General features: G+C 38.8%; 17 protein-coding genes. 10 read left to right on the top strand and 7 right to left on the bottom strand.

Going from position 1 to position 20,592, the window contains the following annotated elements:
- The 3 genes from EHQ49_RS15360 to EHQ49_RS15370 all read left to right on the top strand — a co-directional run bounded on the left by EHQ49_RS15360 (window position 1) and on the right by EHQ49_RS15370 (window position 2,048).
- Window positions 1-954, top strand: coding sequence for a lysylphosphatidylglycerol synthase transmembrane domain-containing protein (locus EHQ49_RS15360; protein ID WP_135580513.1), 954 nt, complete (start codon window positions 1-3; stop codon window positions 952-954).
- Between the two features lie 91 nt (window positions 955-1,045).
- Complete coding sequence (locus EHQ49_RS15365) at window positions 1,046-1,507, top strand: VOC family protein (protein WP_004788496.1); 462 nt, start codon at window positions 1,046-1,048, stop codon at window positions 1,505-1,507.
- Window positions 1,508-1,715: 208 nt separating this feature from the next.
- Window positions 1,716-2,048, top strand: a complete 333-nt coding sequence (locus EHQ49_RS15370) for a YkvA family protein (protein WP_135580514.1) — start codon at window positions 1,716-1,718, stop codon at window positions 2,046-2,048.
- Window positions 2,049-2,125: 77 nt separating this feature from the next.
- Here the strand turns inward: EHQ49_RS15370 and EHQ49_RS15375 are convergent, their stop codons facing one another.
- Together EHQ49_RS15375 and EHQ49_RS15380 are read right to left on the bottom strand one after the other, a co-directional pair.
- Entirely contained in the window at window positions 2,126-5,287 is a 3,162-nt protein-coding gene (locus tag EHQ49_RS15375) for an efflux RND transporter permease subunit (RefSeq protein ID WP_135580515.1), read from the bottom strand.
- A 112-nt stretch (window positions 5,288-5,399) separates the two neighbouring features.
- Complete coding sequence (locus EHQ49_RS15380; protein WP_135580516.1) at window positions 5,400-7,445, bottom strand: methyl-accepting chemotaxis protein; 2,046 nt, start codon at window positions 7,443-7,445, stop codon at window positions 5,400-5,402.
- A 138-nt stretch (window positions 7,446-7,583) separates the two neighbouring features.
- Between EHQ49_RS15380 and EHQ49_RS15385 the strand changes: the two genes are divergently transcribed.
- Window positions 7,584-9,143 carry a hypothetical protein gene (locus tag EHQ49_RS15385; protein ID WP_244241510.1) on the top strand — a complete coding sequence of 520 codons (1,560 nt, stop codon included), beginning with the start codon at window positions 7,584-7,586 and terminating at the stop codon, window positions 9,141-9,143.
- A 16-nt stretch (window positions 9,144-9,159) separates the two neighbouring features.
- On the opposite strand, the gene EHQ49_RS15390 is transcribed toward EHQ49_RS15385, so the two are convergent.
- From EHQ49_RS15390 to EHQ49_RS15400, 3 genes are read right to left on the bottom strand one after another with little or no spacing between them, the layout of a single operon-like run.
- On the bottom strand, window positions 9,160-11,874 hold the full coding sequence (locus tag EHQ49_RS15390) for a PAS domain S-box protein (protein ID WP_135580518.1): 2,715 nt from the start codon (window positions 11,872-11,874) through the stop codon (window positions 9,160-9,162).
- 25 nt (window positions 11,875-11,899) lie between these two features.
- Window positions 11,900-12,145, bottom strand: coding sequence for a hypothetical protein (locus EHQ49_RS15395; protein WP_135580519.1), 246 nt, complete (start codon window positions 12,143-12,145; stop codon window positions 11,900-11,902).
- A gap of 33 nt (window positions 12,146-12,178) precedes the next feature.
- Window positions 12,179-13,726: a sensor histidine kinase gene (locus tag EHQ49_RS15400; RefSeq protein WP_244241511.1), complete on the bottom strand. Its 1,548-nt coding sequence runs from the start codon at window positions 13,724-13,726 to the stop codon at window positions 12,179-12,181.
- 151 nt (window positions 13,727-13,877) lie between these two features.
- On the opposite strand from EHQ49_RS15400, the gene argC reads away from it, so the two are divergent.
- Together argC and EHQ49_RS15410 are read left to right on the top strand one after the other, a co-directional pair.
- The gene (argC, locus tag EHQ49_RS15405; protein ID WP_135580521.1) at window positions 13,878-14,900 is read left to right on the top strand and encodes an N-acetyl-gamma-glutamyl-phosphate reductase; all 1,023 of its coding nucleotides are present in this window, start codon (window positions 13,878-13,880) and stop codon (window positions 14,898-14,900) included.
- Window positions 14,887-15,519 carry a phosphorylase gene (locus tag EHQ49_RS15410; protein WP_135580522.1) on the top strand — a complete coding sequence of 211 codons (633 nt, stop codon included), beginning with the start codon at window positions 14,887-14,889 and terminating at the stop codon, window positions 15,517-15,519. Before argC ends, EHQ49_RS15410 begins: the two co-directional genes overlap by 14 nt.
- 9 nt (window positions 15,520-15,528) lie before the next feature.
- Here the strand turns inward: EHQ49_RS15410 and EHQ49_RS15415 are convergent, their stop codons facing one another.
- On the bottom strand, window positions 15,529-16,137 hold the full coding sequence (locus EHQ49_RS15415) for a glutathione S-transferase family protein (RefSeq protein WP_135580523.1): 609 nt from the start codon (window positions 16,135-16,137) through the stop codon (window positions 15,529-15,531).
- 46 nt (window positions 16,138-16,183) lie between these two features.
- On the bottom strand, window positions 16,184-17,344 hold the full coding sequence (locus EHQ49_RS15420) for a deoxyguanosinetriphosphate triphosphohydrolase (RefSeq protein ID WP_135580524.1): 1,161 nt from the start codon (window positions 17,342-17,344) through the stop codon (window positions 16,184-16,186).
- Between the two features lie 49 nt (window positions 17,345-17,393).
- Here EHQ49_RS15420 and EHQ49_RS15425 point away from each other — a divergent pair, with 49 nt between their 5' ends.
- From EHQ49_RS15425 to dctP, 4 genes are all read left to right on the top strand, one after another.
- Window positions 17,394-18,014: a DedA family protein gene (locus EHQ49_RS15425; protein ID WP_135580525.1), complete on the top strand. Its 621-nt coding sequence runs from the start codon at window positions 17,394-17,396 to the stop codon at window positions 18,012-18,014.
- On the top strand, window positions 18,011-18,493 hold the full coding sequence (locus EHQ49_RS15430) for an LIC11661 family lipoprotein (protein WP_135580526.1): 483 nt from the start codon (window positions 18,011-18,013) through the stop codon (window positions 18,491-18,493). The genes EHQ49_RS15425 and EHQ49_RS15430 overlap by 4 nt, the downstream gene beginning before the upstream one ends.
- Window positions 18,494-18,659: 166 nt before the next feature.
- Entirely contained in the window at window positions 18,660-19,562 is a 903-nt protein-coding gene (locus EHQ49_RS15435) for a TRAP transporter TatT component family protein (protein ID WP_135580527.1), read from the top strand.
- 20 nt (window positions 19,563-19,582) lie between these two features.
- Window positions 19,583-20,590: a TRAP transporter substrate-binding protein DctP gene (gene dctP / locus EHQ49_RS15440; RefSeq protein ID WP_135580528.1), complete on the top strand. Its 1,008-nt coding sequence runs from the start codon at window positions 19,583-19,585 to the stop codon at window positions 20,588-20,590.
- Window positions 20,591-20,592: the final 2 nt, after the last annotated feature.

Consider the following 20,592-nt stretch of genomic DNA (forward strand, 5'->3'; position numbering starts at 1 on the left):
ATGAGAAAATTAATATTTGGAATTATCGTTTCAGGAATTGCGATCTATTTCCTTTCCAAAAACTTTGATCTTACTGAATTCGAACGTTTAGAAGGAAAAATCAATTGGTGGATTTTCCCCTTATTATTTCTTTCCAACCTTTGGGCCTTTGTTCCCTTTTCCATTCGTTGGTATTATCTATTAGAAAAAAAGATTCGTTTCTCCCAAGCCTTTACAACCTCGATCATTGGTGTGGGACTCAATATGGTGCTTCCAGCACGAGGAGGAGATTTAGTTCGTCTCATTATGAATAAACGAGACACGGAACTTCCACTCACCCATCTTTTCAGTCGGATTTTTTTAGAAAAGGTAATGGATCTAGGTTCTGTAGTTATCATTGGTGCCGGTGCTCTATTTTATATGGGCCTTGGACAATCTAAAAATTTAAATCTATTACTCATCTCCACCCTTGTCATTTTTGGAATGATTGTAGGTCTCGTACTTGTTCGTTATTTTTTAGATCCGTTACGTGGAATTGCCAAAAAACTTTTTAGACTCATCGGTAAACATAGTTTATACGAAGATAAACTAGATCACCATCTAGTGGAATTTTCTTCTTTTCTAAAAGGTGATAAATTACTAAGACCTGTGCTCTATTCAGTTCCTACCTGGGTCTTTGGTTATGCAATTTCCTATTACCTTGCAGGCCAACTGATAGGTATGCCCATTCAGTTTCCGGAAGCACTACTTTTTATGTTTCTCGGTGGGATGGGTGTTGCCATCCCTTCAGCACCTTCCGGTATCGGAGTCTTTCATGCGGCCATCATTTCAGGTTTTATTATCGTAGGTCGTGATCCAGGCGAAGGACTTGTTTATGCCACAGTTGTCCACCTAACACAATTTGTGATTACAACAAGCCTTGCCCTTTTTGCTTATTTGTATTGGAGATGGACCCATGAAAACCCAAAACCCTAGTGAAAAATAATTTTCGCTTAAGGGTCTTTGGAAAAACATGGTGAAGATACCATTATATTTTTGTAAAAAATTAAATACAGGAGAGTGATTCATGTCACGACCTTTTAAAGTTTTAGGAATCCAACAAGTTGCTATCGGTGGCGAGTCCAAAGAAAAGTTATCCAAGTTTTGGGTAGATGTTATGGGACTCACAAAGGTTTCTGATTATAAAAGTGAAAAAGAAAACGTGGATGAGGACATTTTGTCCATGGGAAATGGACCTTTCAAAGTCGAAATTGACCTCATGCAACCCATCGACCCAAACAAAAGCCCAAAAGTTCACGATCCCAAACTCAACCACATCGGTCTTTGGATTGATAAGTTAGAAGAATGTGTGGACTACCTTACAAAACAAGGAGTTCGTTTCACACCAGGTGGGATTCGAAAAGGAGCTGCAGGTTATAACGTTTGTTTCATCCATCCCAAAGGTAATGAAGAGTTCCCACTTTGCAGCGAAGGAGTGTTAGTTGAACTAGTGCAAGCTCCGGAAGATGTAATCAAAGCTCTAGGTTAGATTTTAAAACAAAGAAAGTAACACTGGTTTGCTTAGCGTTCCCAATGGAAAAGAAAACCCGAATCCTTTAATCGAAGGGACGGGCTACTTCGGGGTGCGCTAACGCTCCCGTCCTTCGGACCTTACGCCCTACCTATCCCTAACGCTAGGAATTTTCATTATAAATATCCTTGCTTATGCCTCTGGGTAAACTTACCATAAATTTCATATGGAAGAGAATCAAAAACTCAAGTTTATCAAAACCAATTTTTGGAAAAAAATCAAAGAGACAGGTAAAAAAATCCCCTTCTTAAAAGATGTAGTTGCGATGTACTACTGCCTCATGGATGAAAATACATCCCTATCCGCAAAAGCATCAATCGCCTTGGCCTTAGTTTATTTCATATCTCCCGTGGATGCCATCCCTGACATCATCTTTGGACTAGGATTTACAGATGATGCAGGTGTGATCGCAACCACCCTGCTCATCATCAAATCCCAATTAAAACCAGAACACTATACAAAAGCAAATGAATCCTTATCCAACGAAAAGGATTCATAATTCAAACTAAATCACTGACCAACCGAACAAAAATACGCAAACAATGACCTGTCTAAGCTTCCATTGGTATTTCCACTCTAACTCTTTCGCAAAAGTTTAGAAAAGGATATCTTCGAAAAGATATGTTTGAAATCCTCTTTGATTCTGTACAAAACAGGCACAAAGATAAGTGTCACCCCTGTAGCAAAAAATAACCCCCAACCAAAGGCCAAAGACAGAGGTTGCACAAATGGATCCAAAGTAGGAATCCCGTACGCACTAGGAACAAGTCCAATCACTGTACTAATGGTAGTTAAAAAGATTGGTCGTAAACGAATGGCACCGCCGTTGATGATGGCGTCCTCAATCGACATCCCTTGCATTCTTAATTCCTCAATAAAAGTAATGAGAATGAGAGTGTTTGCCACAATGGAACCACTAAGAGCTACGATCGCAAGTGTACTCATAAAACTAAGAGGCATTCCATGTGTCATCAGAGCAAAAAGAACACCCACAATTCCAAACGGAATGGATCCAATGATCACAGTTGTTGTTCCTACCGAATTAAAAAACACGATAAAAATCCCAAAGATTACGGCCACTGCAAGTAACATAGAAATTCCTAAATCTCGAAAGGACTTTCCTGCATCTTCTTGTTCCCCACCAAAGATCACCGAATAGGCGTTTGCTGCATATTTGTCGACGTTTACTAGATTTTTTAATTGTCGGTTCACAAACAAAGAAGTAGTTTTATCTGTATCAACGGACGCTTCCAGACGGACAACCCTTTGTAAATCTTGGCGGTTGATCATGGAATAATCTCTATCCTTTCCAAAATAAGCGACCTGACTCAGTGGTATAAGCCTTCTATTTTTATTTTCTACTTTTACTAAGTTTAAACTGGATACAGAATGTCTTTCTGCTTCGGGAAAACGAACCAGGATATTGATTTTATCTTCGCCTTTACTGATTGTAGAGGCCACCTCACCGTTAAAAGCAGTCCGAACCGAACGAGCAATATCACGTGCACTTACGTCCGTTCTACCTGCAATTTCATCTTTTACAAAAAATCGGTATTCTTCCTTACCGAGCTCCAAATCAATACGAATGTCAGATACTCCATCCATTTGTTTCAATTCTTTGATGTAGAGATCAGCAATCTCTTGGATGACACCAAAGTCTGCTCCACGAATCTCCAAACTCACAGGTTTACCTACAGGTGGTCCTTTGATCCTTGCGTTCACATCGTAAATCATTTCTTTAGGAAAATTTCCTGAAACCTTGTTTTCCGCAATGTATTCGCGAATTTTTTTCACAAGAACTCTTGCATCTTCCCATTCCTTTCTATCCGCTGCCGTCACAAGCTTCAATGTTAGATGAGATCTATGAACCTCTTGTCCTGGTTTTGGATCTGTAATAGGATTTTCATGAATCCCTATTCGACTACGTAAATGTACAAAGTCTTTACCTGCCATTTTTGTAACAACAGGTTCTATTTTTTCAATGATTTCTAAATTCTTTTGGAGAGTGGTTCCAATCGGCATCCAAACTTTGATTTCAATATCTTCTTCACTTCCCGAAGGAAACATCACAAAAGGTAAAAATCTTCCCGCAAGGAATAAGGTGAAGAAAAAGATAAATGTAAAAATAGAAAGAACAAAGATCCTATGTTTTAGAGCAAAGGTCATGGTTCGTTTATAACCAGAAATAACGTATCCGAATGCCCCTTCTTTCTCTTCGATGGATTCTTCTTTTTTAATTTTCCCTTGGAAAGTTTTTGGTAAAAACTTATTCAACCAGTTTGGTAAAAACACAAGTGCAAACAAAAGAGAACTTGCCAATGTGATAAGGACCACAGCTGGAATTCCTAAAATGAATTTACCAATCACCCCACTCATAAACAAAAGAGGGAAAAATGCTGCAGAAATCACAAGAAAGGAAACAAGAAGTGGAACTAATACATCTTTAAAGGTTTGTAAAATGGCATCCCGTCTCTCCATACCTTCTTGCATCAACCGATAGGTATTCTCTGCCACAACAATGGAATTATCCACCATCATCCCAAGAACCATCACCATTCCAAAAATAGTAATGGTATTGATGGTAAACCCAAACTGTTTTAAAAATATAAAAGATATGAGAAAAATAAATATGATGGCAACACTAATCATAATACTCAATCTCATACCCAAAATAAAGATAAGAGAAAGTAATACGAGAACGAGTCCTGTTTCAAAATTGAGAATTAGGTCTCCGAGTTGGCGGCGAACATCCCTACTTTTATCATCATAAATTTTTGTTTCTACTTCTGGAAAATTTCCCTCCATGGAAGAAACTAATGTTTTTACAGTATCGGCAGTGGTAATGATGTCTGCTTGGTCAGTTTTCCAAACTCGTAAGATGATGCTATTTTTTCCATTTAACTTCTCGTAGGTTTTTTCTTCCTCAAAACCATCCACCACTTTTGCGATGTCTTTTAGAACTGTAGCAAAACCAAACTCATTCCCGAGTATGGGAACAGAAAGCATGTCTTTTGCTTCTTCAAAATCTCCGCGAGTTCGCAAAAGATATTCCGTACCATTGACCTTCAAACGTCCAGAAGGTATATTGATATTTCTGGAGCCGAGTGCATTTAGGACTGTATTGAGTCCAACTTCCTTTGCATTTAAGGCATGAGGATTGACTTCCACAAGAAACTCACGATTTCTATAACCAATTTTTTCTATCTCAGCAATTTCTTTGATCTGAAAAAATCTGTCCTCAAAAGCCTTCGCCGTATCACGTAACTTACGATAGTCGGAAATTGCGTCACCGGTATCCTCTTTTAAAGAAAGTGCAAGGCTGATCACCTCTTGTTTTTCCGTGGTAATTTCTCTTACCTTCGGTTTTTGCGCATTGTCAGGAAGGCGAACGGAATCAACCGCATCTTTGATATCATCTAAAACTTTTTTTGTATTTTTGGTTCCTTCAACAATGAAGACCATAATCACACTGACGTTTTCTAAGTTATAACTTCGAATTTTATCAATCTTTGCAACGGCTCTGAGTTTTTTTTCAATTGGGATTGCCACCAAACGTTCGATTTCTTCTGGAGTGGCACCGGGAAGTGGCGCTTCAATGACAATTTTATCAAGGGCCACATTCGGAAATGCTTCCCTATGCATAGAAAGTAAACGAGAAAGTCCGATCAAAACGAATAGGACTAAAATAAACTGAATGATAAGAGTTTTATCGGTAATGAATTTGGCAATGTTCTGCATCCGCTACTTCCCAAAAAGTGAATCTAAAGACAAAAAAGTTGACTAACTGGTCAGTTTTTATTCTGACATGGGGAAGACAACAGATTTTGCCGGGGAAAAGCGAATTTCCAAATTATGGCGAAAGTTTGAATTGGTAGGCAATTTCCTTCATATCTTCTGCGGCCTGGGTCAATTCTTGAGAACTATCAGCTGTTTGGACGGAAGCATCGCTGATTTGGTTAGTTCCCGAGTTGATTTCGCCGAGAGCTAAGGCATTTTGATTCATGGCATCCGAAACGGAAAGAATGGCCTGGTGGACTTCCGTGATACTAGAACTAATTTCCCGAGAAAGAGTAAAGGTTCGTTTGGCGAGTTTATTGATTTCTTCCGATTGAGCCCGGTATTGGCGACCCGATGCGGCCACCTCTTCATAGTCAGGGATGACTTTTTCTGTAATCATACCGAGGAGTTCTTTGACCGAATCCACCATCTCGATCATTGCTTTTTCGAGTTTTTTGTTGAGTTCGACAATCTTTTTCACAGTATCTTGCGATTTTCCAGCTAAGTTGGATACCTCTGTCGCAACGACAGCAAATCCACGACCATGTTCCCCTGCCCTTGCAGCCTCAATTGCTGCATTTAACGAGAGTAAGTTGGTTTGGTCACCAATTTCAGAAATCATACTGGCAAGATCACGAATTTCTTTTATGGCTTCGGCATCCTTCACTGCATTTTGAATTTTTACATTAATGGTTTCAAAGAGAGACCTTGCTTCACTTAATGATTTTCCAGCAAAGGTTTCCAGCTGACCTGCCTTTAACTCTATATTTTCTGCACCCTTAGAAACAAGTTCCATTTCATCACCGAGTAAACTCAACGTTTCCATCATCGAATTGGATTGAGAAGAAATCTCTTCTGCCGATGCGGATACATTTTCGGCACTGGCAGATAGTTCTTGTACAGAAGAAGCAATCTCTTCCATAGTCGCAGAAGAATCTGATGCCAATGAAGAGAGATGTCCACTTTTTACTGTCAAAGCCTCAGACAAAGATTGAATTTTTTTTACGATGGAAATTAAATTCTTTCGCATTTTCTCTAAACTATTTGCCATTCCACCAATTTCGTCCTTTCTCTCTAATTGGTTTTTGGGAACTTCCACTGTTAGTTCGTTATGTGATATTCGATTCATAAGAACGGATGCTTCTTGTAATGCGTTGGTTACTTTTGTTAAGATATAACCCATTCCGAAAGAAACAAAAACAACAGAGAAAACAATACTCAAAATGGTAAAAAAGGAAATAGAATCAAGGGACTTGGTCATTGTAGCCACAGGAACTCGATAAATCACACGCCAAGGTACGGAACGTAATTTATATGCACCATAAATACAATCACTACCCAGTTGGTTCTTTCCTTGAAAAATAATCACCTCTTCCTTAGAGTTTTTTAATTTTTCGGAAATCCCTTCAGGAAAGGCAGTTTTTATATCTTGATTCAACAATTTAATATCGGCCGCGAGTTTGATTTGCCCATCCCCATCCACAAGCCAACTCTCTCCACTGAATTGGTCCACTTGTGTGAATTGTTTGGAAGCATTTGACACATCGATTCCTATGGAACTAATCAAAACGGGTTTTCCATTTTCAATCCGAACACCATTTACAAAAATAGCATAGGACTTATACTCAGCCGTATAATCCATGTTAATCGTCATTTCTTTTCCAGAAGCGACCAGTTCAAAAAACCAAGAATCATCTGGATCATTGGCACGAAGGGTATCAATTTTTTCGGCTTTTTGATTGAAGTAATTTTTTGTTAAAGGATTAATTAATCCTAAATAAGTTATATAACCGAGTTTTCCTTTATACGCCGTAAGACTTTTGAACAGGTTGTCCGACCTCTCTCCCTTAGGTTCTCCCGACTTTGCCCAAATGACACTATTCTCGTCTGAAACAAGCAAAGTGGCTGTTTCTTTGGCACGTTCCAAAATGGAATCAATGGATGCCGACTTCGATTCTAAAATTTTTAATATATCAAAACTTTCTAATTTTGAAATGATCGTACTTCTACCAACATAATAACTTAAAAAACCAGTTAAACTGGCAGAGATCGCAACAGAGAGAACGGTAAGCAGTAATAATTTTGTACGTAGTGAATCTGGTTCCCATTTCAATTTCATCGAAGTGATTTCCTTATTGTATATTAAAATTCGAATGTTGTTTGCAAATCTACTACAAGAGTATAGAGTGTCATAACATTTATGACCCCCATACCTCAAGGAAAAAAGCATAGGTTCGAAAAAGTTTATCCTTTCTTTATGATGATCCTCTTTCTATTGCCAATTTTCAGTTTGGCGGCAGGACCCAAAAAGAAACCCGCAAAGGAATCTACCGAAATCCCTAAAGAATTACAAACTCCCGAGACCAAATTAGGTGAGACAGGACCCAAAGAATCCCTTCCCTTAAGTGCCCTGGAATACAAAATCACGGGTATGTTCAAAACAGACTTTGCTTATGCGAACAATTCGGTTCTTTCCTTTGGATTTGATAACTTAGTGGCACCTACGATGGCCAAACGCCAAGTTCAGGCAAGGGATTCAGAATCTCGTTCCGGCATTTATCCGACAAGTTCCTTACTTGGAACAGAGATTACTTATGGAACCAAACTCAAAGGAGTTTTCGAAGCTGACTTTGTGGATGTATCCAAAAGTTCAGCAGGTCCAGAAACCAAAGCCCGTGTCCGCCAAATCTATTTTAAATACACTCCGAACCCCTCTTTGGAAATTTTTCTAGGACGAACTTGGGATCTATTTGCCGGAGTTTTTCCTCATTCCTTTAACTCTAGTGCCTTTATGTCTGCTACGGGAAACGTGGGCTGGCAAAGAGAACAAATTGGAGCTTGGTACAAATTAGGTAAGTTTAAATTTGGCACTGCCATTGGAACCACTGGGTTTCACAATGACCCCCAAGTCAAAATCAACGTAGAAAGAAATTCGATGCCAACAGTTGCTGTGCGTATCGATTGGTTTCCAACACCAACCCTTATGTTCACAACTTCAGCTCTTGGCACCAAACTTAAAGTAAGTGATCCTTATACTGATACCACAAGAGATGGAAGTTTTTTACACTACGATCCCAGTCGTCAAGATCCGAATGCCACCCCTATATCAGGACTCTTACAAAAAGAATCCAACAAAAGAACAAACCTTGCCGCCGGTGGTGTTTCTTTTGGATTCACTTGGAAATGGGGACCTCTCGAATCCAAAGGCGAAATCACTTACGGAGCCAATCTAAATTCAGTGACCGCTTCCGGTATTTCTCCATTCCAATCCACTACTTATGGAAATGAAATTACAGATAGCCAATGGGGATTTTTATCCGGAGGTTATTTTAACGATGCCAAAGCCAGCACAAGAACCAAATACAATTCTCCAAGAGAAGTCACTGGTTTCTTAAGTTTCAATTACGAAGTCACAAAACAATTTGGAATTGGTATCCATGCCGGTGTGTCTAGAGTTACGAATCCCGAAGTCCTTGTCGGAGCCGATTACAACCAACTTACCATTAGTAGGTCAGATAGTTTCCAATGGACATCAAACCCACGTGTGATGGGAGCACTCCGGGAAAATCATGATTATGGATTTCGAATGTATTATGATCCTGATGAACGGGTTCGATTTTTTTTCCAAACAGATTTGTTCAGAACCTTTTATAAAGATGTGGACAGGTATTCAGGACAATCGGCACATATTGCCAGTTACGATCCAGTTACCGGTGCGGGGGAACTGCGAGATCCAGGAAACAAATATGTTCGTGCATCGGCTCTAGGGGAAGCTTATTCCGTTCGACTCGGTGGCCTTTTTCGTTTTGATCCTTAATAGATGTTTTACGGCACTAACCTAACCAGTTAAAAAGTGTTTGTTTCAAATTTTCTTTTTGGACTGGTTTACTGATATAATCATTCATTCCGATCTCTAAACATTTTTCTTTTTCCCCTGCGATGATCCCGGCTGTCACGGCGATAATCGGTAAGGTTTTGCCTTCGGGAAGTTTTCGAATTTCTTTTGTTGCATCATAGCCATTCATAATCGGCATTTGAATGTCCATAAGAATGAGAGAAGGTGTTTCTCCCTGGAATACATGAATGGCCTCTTCCCCATTTTGTGCTTCCAGAATCTTTGCTTCGGGAAGGATTCGTTTGATAAAATTCTTCATAAGTCCAAGGTTTACAGGATTGTCTTCTACCACCAAAATTTTGGTAGTTTCATTAACTGCAGAACGATTCCGATCCCCATCCTTAGAAAGATTTGTTTCTGATTCCGAAGGTTTTAACTCAGGATCAAACTCCGGAACTCTTAATAAGATATCAAAATAAAACTCACTACCTTCACTCAATTTACTTTTTAATTGTAAGTCAGATTTCATAAGCGCAAGAAGTTGTTTACATATAGCAAGGCCAAGTCCCGTTCCACCAAACTTTCGTGTTGTGGAAAAATCTTCCTGAGTAAATGAATCAAATATTTTTTTCTGACTATCCTCTGCAATTCCAATCCCAGTATCCTTTACAGAAATTCTTAACTTTACCTGTTTGGAATCTGCGAATTCTAATCTTTGAACATTACATTCCACAAAACCAGATTCAGTAAACTTAATTGAGTTTCCAAGTAAATTCAATATCACTTGCCTTAACCGATTGGAATCAAACATAAGAAGTGGAGGAATATTTTCATCAATATGAAATTGAATGTCGAGGCCCTTGATTATGGCTTGGATATTCATGATTTTTATGGCTTCTAAAACCAATTTCTTAAGATTGTACGGTTCCTCCGCCAGTTGTAATTTCCCTGCTTCTGCTTTGGAAAAATCGAGAATATCATTTACAATATTAAGTAGTACATTTGCTGACTGTTTTACTATTTGAGCGTATTCGCTATAAGAAGAATTTTCCAGAGTTTCTGCAAGTAAATCGGAATAACCAATGATCCCGTTGAGCGGAGTCCGAATTTCATGACTCATATTGGCTAAAAATTCTGACTTAGCACTATATGCTTTTTCTGCAAATTCTTTTGCATACTTTAATTCTAGTTTGGTTTCATATGCTTCTGTAATATCTCGGGTAAACATAAGAATTCCTCCAATACCACCACCTAACTGATTCCAAGGGCGAATTTCCCATTGTAAAACTTGGTCTTTTTCCCAACCAGGTGGGCGCCAAACATCTTCATCTTTTTTTAAAACTTCCCCACATAATCCGCGAGCATGAATGTCTTTCCACACCGGGCCAATATTCGGGAAAATTTCATAATGACTTTTTCCGATGATTTCTTCTTTCGACAACGGAATTTTATAATCTTCGATCCAACGTTGGCTAAGAGCTACATACCGCATCTCTTGGTCTAACATGGCAACGGCGGCCGGTGCATGTTCCACAAATGACCACAAAATGGCTGTTTGTGCAGCAAGTGCCATTTCCCATTTTTTAAGTTCATTGATGTCTTGGATCGTTCCGTAAATTTTTACAATTTTTCCATTTTCATACTCTGCACGGCCAATCGTCCGAACCCAAGTTTGGTTCCCTTTAGCGGTTACCATTTCCAATTCTAAATTGTATTCTTTTCCTTCTTTTAAAAGTAAATCTACTGCATTGGATATCTTTCGATGGCTTTCTTCTGATTGATAAAAACTGATTCCCCCGGCTACACTCGGAACAAAATCGTCTTCCACTTCGTGAATTCTTTTGGTTACATTAGTCCAATTTGCTTTGTTTGTGGTTAAGTCCAAATCCCAACCACCTATTTTTGCAAGACCGGCAACTTGGTCGAGAAGTCGTGATAGGTTTTGTAATTCTAACTCCGCTTGTAAGGATTCGGTGATATCTAAAATTTGAGAAAGATAATATATTGGATTTCCTAAATGATCTCTGATGATGGACTTACTGAGCACGGCCCAAATCAAACGTTTGTCTTTAGTGATATATCGTTTTTTAATTTGAAAACTTTGAATCGAACCTCTATTGAGTTTCTCCAAAAAAGAAAGTTCAACTTTCAAATCCTCTGGATGGGTGATATCTGAAATGGATTTCGTTTTTAATTCACTCGCCGAATATCCAAGCCATTGGCAAAAGATAGGATTGACCTCAATCACTTCCCCATGAGGATTTTCAATTTCCATCCCAATACTGGAACTACGAAAAGACGAGGAAAATAGATCACGAGAAAGTTCCGTAGATTGTAAAATATGAGGATTCGTATTGTTTGGCGACTCTATTGTAGTATCCAAAACAATGAGAATGAAGTTTTTACCTGACTCCGTAAAATCCTTCAAATGCATCCGAAAGGGAAAACCCGCGCTATTACTTGGATCAAAACAAATACGACCGAGAATGGCCTCTTTACTACCAATAGCAGTATCCAAACGAATTCCTGAGTTGGTAAGAATACATTCTGCAGGAAAAGACTGATCCTCTTCCAGCGCCATAGACTTGGATGCAACGGGACTAGGATATACAACTCCAATGGACATGTCCCAAACTAAAAATCCATGTAAGCCATTTGACAACACAAGATCACATAACTCTCGTTTGCCTGATATCAATTTAACTGGATTCATTATTTTTACAAATTCGGGAATTTACTTAGAAAACTTCACCGAAAAGGGACCCCTTCGATCCCAAACTTTGTAACCAATAGTTTGTGGTTTGTTTTGGACCTTGGCCACTCTCCATTAACGATTTGTTTCGTTGTTTGTTGAATCTCATTAGAATTCCCTGGCACCTGACTAAAAAACCCATAATTGAAATGGGGATGAATACTCTCGCAGAATCATCCGACGTGAGGGTTTTGATTGGAAATACACCAGTAATGATTTTTAATTTTTCCATATCTAACAACATGATTCCCTCACTCTAGTTTTTTCATTCAGCAATAGGTAAAAATACGGAAAAAACCGTATTTCCTGGAACACTATAAAATTCGATCCGACCCATTTGGTTTTCAACAATTTCTTTAGCGACAGGGAGTCCTAATCCACTCCCTTCTCCCTTTTCTCTAGTTGTAAAAAATGGTATGTAGATAAATTCTTTTTGAGTTTCCGGAATTCCGTCTCCATTATCAGTGATAGAAACTTGAATTTCTTTTTCACTGAACTTTGTTACTTTTACCTTGACCATTCCATTCACTGGATTTGCAGCTTGAATGGCATTAAAAATCAAATGAGTCCATACAAGTTTGATTGCAGACTCAGAAAGATTCGACTCTAAACTATCATCGATCTCAGTGATAAGATTACGACCCATATCGAAGTATTGATTGTATAATAATAAAATATCTCGAATGCTATCACCTACCCGAACATTTTCTTTATCCTGATAAGAAAACGGTTGGGAAAATTGTTTGAAAGTAGAAATTATTTTTTCTGTTCGGTTGATTGCATTTACGACCAATAAATTTGCCTTCTCTACGGTTTTAAATTTCAACCATAACAAAACAAACTCCCATTCTTCATTGAATTCTAATGTTAATCCTTCAAAACTCAAATGGTCAATTCCAAGATCAATACAACGTTCGGCCAAAAAATCCAACTCAACTTTCGGTAAAAATTTATATAAATTGCGAATAGAATCAAAGTCTTCTCGTTTTTGTTTCCTAGTTCGGTGGATCCAAAGAATTTGTTTCTCCTTTTCTTTCCAAAGTGGGTCTTTACGATTCAAATAGGCTTCTTCTTCTGAAAATAAATATTCATTCATGGACTTAATACCTGCTAGCGGGTTGTTAATCTCATGGGCAACATTAGAAGCAAGAGTTCCAAGTGTAACCAACCTATCATTTTTTAGTAAGGAAGTTTCTCTTAAGTTTAACTCTTCAGCTAACCTTTGATTGTTGTTTTCTAAAATATCCAAAAGAAACGAAACCAATTTGACTACGCAAATTGTTTTCCCTAATAACAGAATCAATTTTAAGAACTCAATAGTGAGAACAATTTTACCTGGAGTCTGCATTTCTAATCGATATTCAGTAAAAACTTCAGTACCTCTAGAGACTGCGATTCCAATTCCTCCCATATAACCAAGAATTACGATAAGCCCCATCACTGTAGAAAATCGGCGGTTGAGATAAAAACCTATGTAAAGTTGGTAAAAGAAAAATATCGAAAAGAAAACAGAATTTTGAATCGGGACGGCAGCATATTCTTTTGGATAACTAAGAATCGCCGAATAAAATCCGGACAAAATGACAAAAAAATCGAAAGCCAAAAAGAAGGTAATGATTCCATTCCCTGAATCTGAACTTGTTTTTTTGTTCACATATAGATAACCAAAAATGGAAGAAAATAGAAAATAAAGAGTCAGAATGCCTGCAACGGGAAAGGTCGGTTTTCCAAAATTTAAGAGGGTTGCAATGAATGCGATCCAACCAATTACCATTCGTATAGAAATCAAAATTCTTAGACCCTTTGATTTCATTTGGATGGAAAATTGTTCCAGGAGGGTTGACGAGGTAACCATAATAAAGGTCAGATCAATAGATCGGAAGATTTCAAAAAATCAACTCAATTCTAGATTAGAGCCGTTTGACAGCGTGCCCCAATCCATAAATCTTGACCTTGGTTCCTATATGAAACAAACAAAAATGGCAATCATCGGTGCTGGTGGTCTTACCGGTAAAGAACTCACAAAACTCATAGCCCATCATCCAGGTTTTGAGTTGGTTCATGTTACATCCAATCAAGTCGACGGGAAACATATTCGAGAAGTTTTCCCCGACCTACCCCATTTACCGGATTTAAAGTTTCAGAAACACGATGCTCCTGTTCCCAAAGATGCAGGCATTGTCCTTGCCACCCCCAATGAGGCCTCACTTGAGAAGGCTCCGATTTTTCTTAAGGAAGGCCGCAAGGTCATCGATCTTTCCGGAACATTTAGGCTCCACAACAAGAACAAATTTGAAAAGGCTTACCAATTTTCTCACACTGAATTTGGGTTGATGGACCAAGTGGTTTTTGGTCTTCCGGAACTCTTTCGAGAAAAATTAAAAAATGCTAACTTTGTTTCGAATCCTGGTTGTTATGCGACCTCTGCGATTTTACCCATTGCCCTTCTTGGAAATTTAAGAAAGGAAATCCAAGGCCCAGTCATTGTCGATGCCAAATCAGGAGTCAGTGGTGCCGGTGGAAGGACCGAAGAAATCAAATTCGCTTATACGAATGTTTATGAAAATTTTAGAGCTTACAAAATCCTCACTCACCAACATGAACCGGAAATGGAAGAGTATGGATTTGTAGGATCGGAAGAAAGAGAAATTCATTTTACACCCCACCTTCTTCCCATCTACAGAGGAATCCTTGCAACCATTTACATTTCTTTTCCCAAAGGAATTGATTCTAAACTTGTCGAAGAAAAATTTCAAGTCGCGGCTTCAAAAGAACCTTTTGTTCGTTTGTATTCCACTCCAGAAGAAGTAGAAATCAGGAAAGTGCAAAACACAAACTTTTTGGATCTGGGATATCGTATCAAAGGAAACACTCTCGTCATTGTATCGGCACTCGACAACCTAATGAAAGGAGCGGCAGGACAAGCCTTACAAAATTTGAATTTAATGTATGGATATGCTGAGACGGAAGGACTTGTTACCCTTTAATCCCAACCAGACTTTGATTACAGGAGCTTTCGAAGGAGAAATTGGAATCCTTCGTACATCAAAAAGGTTTCCCCATCTCGAAGTGATGGGGATTGGAAACTTAGAAGCTGCTATCAATTTATCTGATTATCTTTTTCGAAATAAAGAGATCAGACATATTATCTTTTTTGGATCTTGTGGGGCTTATGAATGGACTGGAATTCCGAAGAACTCTTTCGTATCACCAAATCTTGTTTATACGAAAGAACTTGCACACTCGTTAAAAATTGCAAAACAAATCCCCGAATCACAAGAGTTCTACGGACTCATCGCTGACAACCGCTTTCGTACCGTACGTTGTAATGCCCCAACAACGATCACTCTTGCAGAACTAAAATCCCCACCAGATGTTTCCTTTGCGAGATTAGAAGTTGAAAATTTGGAGTTATTTGGAATTGCTAAAGTAGCCGCAAAGTTTTCCCTTTCGGTCAGTGCTTATTTAGCTGTGACAAATATTGTTGGACCAAAGGGATCCAACGACTGGGCAACCAATTGGAAAGAACTCTCCCATTCTTTACAAAATCAGTTTTTGGAAAAACTGATGAACTTTCCTACTGATCCACTCACAAAACCAAACTAAAAATCAACTTTAGTCAGCAAGTATTTGAGAAACAATTGGTTCTTTTAATACTCGTTTGACCCAATTTTCTACAAAAGGCGGAACTTTGATTTCCATCAGTTCAATTTGTTTGATAAAAGGAGCATATAAAATTTCTAAAAAACCAAATTGGTTTTCATGTAAATAATCATTGGATTCCAAAATCTCTTCCAATATATCAAAATGCCTTCCAATCCGTTTTAAAGAATCTTTCATTCGATTTTTATCCCATTTTTCTTCCGGGACAAATTTCTTAGCAAAATAAATAACACTTCCTGGAAAACAAAACTCTGACTCACAACGTTGGATTGCTTGGTTCAGAAGGGCCCTTGATTGAATATCCTTAGAAAAAAAATGTCGTTCAAACGAATGTTTTTCCTCCAAATAACGAATGATTGTTTGTGACTCCGCCAAACAAAACTCATCATCGACAAGGACAGGAACTTTTCCATAAGGATTGATTTGAATAAAAGGTTTTTTTCTATTTTCTAATTTCTCTAAAGCAATGGTAATCGTTTCATAAGGAAGATTCCTGTATTGCAAATAAATATGTACCCTTTTGCTATAGGGGGAACGGGAATTGGAATACAATTGGTACATTCAAATTTCTCCAAAGTTTTGAAATCAATTTAGATCTATTTTTCAATTAATAAGGAACCCAAAAAATTCCCTCTCTTTTTAATTGCTCTATGGCATATCGGTCTGTCATTCCCGCAATATAATCGCAAAGGATTCGCATCCGACCCTCTTCTTCCTCTCGGTTTCGATAGGACTCAGGGATTGAATCAGGATGAGATTCAAAATGTTTGAAGAGTAAAAATATAGTTTCTTTTCCCCTTTCACTCATCTTTGATACTTCGGGATGGCGGTAGAGTTTCCGAAACAAATAGGATTTGAGTTCTTGAAATTCTGTTTGGAATTCCTCAGAAAATTGGACCAGTTTTTTTTGGTTTTGGAAAGCAAGAGAGACATCTTCCCTAGACTGAACAGAATGTTTTTGTAAAAGACTCTCAACACTATCGATTAAATCAGAAACCATTAAGTTGAGTAAAATCCGGCCAGCTGACCTAGAAATAGAATCTTGATCTGACGGATTTGTTTTAGGAAGGGAATCCTCAATTCGTTTCCAAACTTTTAATTCTTTCAGATCCGAAAGAAGAAGGAGTCCACTTTCCAATCCATCTTCCAAATCATGGGCGCTATATGTAATTTCATCAGAACAATCTACGATCATCGCTTCTAAAGAAGGACCAGAGTCCCGACGAACATCTAACAGTTCAGATTTTTCATAATCTCCACCATGTTTCATAATCCCAAGTAACGTTTCCCCACAAAGATTGAGGCCTGGAAACTCAGGATATCTACGTTCCAACTTTTGAACCACACGTAACGATTGTTTGTTGTGTTCAAAACCACCCTTCCCTCGCATCAATTCAGAAAGGGCTTCTTGACCCGCATGGCCAAAAGGAGAGTGGCCCAAATCATGGGCCAGAGCTATGGTTTCACTTAAATCCTCATTGAGTCCAAGTACTTTGGAAATGGTTTTCGAAATCCCTGCTACCTCAAGTGTATGGGTGAGGCGATTGCGAAAATGATCCCCTTCCGAATACACAAAAACTTGGGTTTTGTATTCCAATCTTTTGAATGCATGGGAATGAATGATACGATCTCGGTCTCTTTGAAAGGGAAGCCGGTAAGGATGTTCTGGTTCTCTGTACTCGCGCTCACCCGGATTTCTACTCCTGACAGCATAGGGAGCAAGGATTTTTTCTTCATCGTCTAGGAGCTCATTTCTCCCTTTCTTCATAAATCACTTTCCTTTTTGAACGAAACCATAAAATCAGTATAAATCCCTCATGGACTTTCTACAAACTCTAGTTTCCATTTTTATGCAATACGGTTATTTTGCCGTTTTCGGAATTCTGATCCTTTGTGGGTTCGGTCTGCCTGTTCCTGAAGACATCTCTCTCACGGCTGGTGGAGTGATTGCCGGTCTCGGTTACGCAAATGTACACATTATGTTTTTTGTGGGAATGGCAGGAGTATTAATTGGCGATTGTTTTGTTTTTTGGTTAGGAAGTTATTACGGTGAAAAGGCCCTTACCCTTCCTGTTTTAAGAACAGTCCTCCACCCAGAACGATTTGAAAAGGTTCGAGAACAATTTAAAAAATACGGACGTTGGGTGGTCTTCTTTGGGCGTTTTATGCCAGGGCTCCGAATGCCCATTTTCTTTACAGCGGGTACTTCCAAACAAATCAGTTTTGTTTTATTCTTACTGACAGACGGGTTTGCCGCTGCCATCTCCGTCCCTATTTGGGTTTATCTCGGGTATTATTTTGCTCATAATTTCGATGAATTGATGACCTGGGTTCGCAGTGGCCAAACCATCATCCTTGCCCTAGTTGCGATTGCACTTGCAATCATTGCTTTCTATTGGTGGCGGAGGAAACACCGAGAAGCTCGAGGGCAAAAATGAATAGAGTTCTTTTTTTAACCCGCGCCTTCTTTCTGGTTTTCTTAGGTTTCCTTGGCTTTGGTTGCACAAATTACTCCACAACAGCAGCTGTCCAAGCTCCCCCTACCTTAATTTCCATTACTAATAATGGAAATTCCAATTTCACCATCAAAGTGAGGGCGCAAAACCCGGAATTCATCTTTCAAGGATACCGGCTCTATTCAGGTGCTACGGAAACTTTAGCCCAAAACCCGGCAGATCTCAATTTAGGTGCCCAATGTGTTCTAGCCCAAGCGACCTTTGTCCAACCGATCGAATACACCTTCGAAATCGATCCTTCCACCAACCCCAATACAGCAGGGGTATCCTGCCGAATTTTTACCACCCTCACCCCCGGAACCTATATTGCCATGCGCACTCTCGGACTTTCGGTCAATTTACAGAATAGCACCAGTTCGTTTAAGGTTTCCATTTCCTCAAACACTCTTATTGTCCCTTAAAATAAAACTTTCTTGCATTTAAGTCAAATGCGTGTATTTTTTTCCGGAATCATGGGAAATCTTTGCGCTTTTTTAGAATTTTTCTAATTTTTTAGGCCAAAGAGAATTCATGAGGATACAAATAGAAAGGGATTCACTCCCTGTTATCTTTGGAGGATGATACAAAATGTACCAAACCAAACATTGGTCAAAAATAGTAATGGCAGCAGTTGTTTTAGTTTCTGTTGTTGCCTGCGGAAAATCCAGACAAGTAAAGATCTCTGACTCAAACGTAGAGAGAGCTACTGCCCCAGCAAAACTTCCAGCTGATATTGAAAAACTCTGGAAAAACAGACAAAACGAACAAGACCTAAGACAAGCCCTTGTTGGTTTAGAAAAATTTGCGACTGAGAATCCTCAATATGCAGACGTAAAAGTTCTCCTTTGCCGTGGAAATTATCTTTTGAGTGATGGACACCTTTGGTTAAAACTAACTGGTGATGCCGAAGCAGACGAAAAAGTAAAAGAAGAATCCATTCAATTTTACGATGCAGCTGTAAATTGGTGTGAAGCGGCTCTTGCACTCAATGCAAAGTTCAGAGATAAGGTAGTCAAAGAAAAACTAGAGATTGAAAAATCTTTGGATGTTCTTGGACCACAAGACATTGATGCTCTTTATTGGAGATATGCATCCCTTGCGAAATGGTCTCGTTTAGTTGGTTTTACAACTCTTCTTTCCAATCGCTCTAAATTCTCTGCGATGATCAACAGAGTGAAAGAAATCGAAAAGTCAATGGGTAAAGAATATTTCTACTCTGCAACACTCAGGTATGATGCAGCGAGTAATGCACTTTCTCCTACTGGAGACAAAAAACTCGCAGACAAATTGTTCGAAGAAGCAATTGCAAAACACCCTAACTACTTTGCTGTACGTGTATTGTATGCAGAAAGTCGCCTAAAAGGAAATGAAGACAAATTCAAAAAACAATTGGAATTTGTATTAAAAGGCAAGGCAGCATCCCTTTCTGAAATCGAAGCGGATCAAATCGTAGAACAACGTAAAGCTAAGAAATTACTCGACGAACTATAGACATTAACTAGGAGAACTAGATGTTTTTAAGACAATTAAAGTATTTAGTTTGTGTAAGTATAACCCTCACAATCAGTGGGGGTTTGTTTGCCCAAACAACCGTTAAATTGGCAACAGTAGCACCGGAAGGATCTCCGTGGGCGAACGAACTTGCCAAAATCAAAAAGAAAATTGAATCAGAATCACAAGGCCAAATTAAATTTAAAATTTATCCTGGTGGACAAATGGGTGGAGAAAACGAAATCCTCCAACAAGTCATCCGTGGGAAATTACAAGGTGCTGGTCTCACAGCGGGGGCCCTTGCGAATACTGTCAAAGAACTAAACGTACTCGAGATTCCTTATTTATTTAGCTCTTACGCACAAGCGGACTGTGTTCTTGATGATCACTTACAAGAAGACTTTCGTAAACTTTTTGAGGCGAAAGGCCTAATCTTTGTTACTTGGGCAGAAAATGGATACCGTTCCATTGGAACCAAATCAGCTCCTGTTAAAACTCCTGACGACTTAAAAGGTGTTAAAATCAGAATCCAAGAATCTCCAGTGCACATTGCTTATTGGAAACAATTAGGTGTGAGTGGAATTCCGATTGCGATTCCAGAAGTTCTTCCTTCTCTCCAAACTGGGGTGGTAGAAGGTTTTGATAATACTCCCCTATTCACTTTAGCAGCAGAGTGGCAAACAGCGATTAAATATTTTACGTTAACTCGCCATATTTACCAACCAGCAGCCATTCTTTATTCCAAAAAGTTTTGGGACACACTAAACGATGAACAAAAGAAAACTCTTATGGGTGAAGGTAACAAACTAGCACCTGGAGCAAGACAAGCAGTTCGTTCCATTGAAAAAAACATGATTGCTACTTTGAAAAAAGCAGATGTAGTCGTTTATGAACCTTCTAACTCTGATTTAGCGGGATTTAAATCAGCAGCTGCTGCCGTTTCAGGACAAGTTCTTGGAAAAATTGGTGGTCAATCCAAACAAATCTTCGACAAAATCCAAAAAGCCAAAGCTGCTTGCGGCGGATAAGT

This window comes from Leptospira perdikensis (assembly GCF_004769575.1).
Lineage (GTDB): Bacteria > Spirochaetota > Leptospiria > Leptospirales > Leptospiraceae > Leptospira_A > Leptospira_A perdikensis.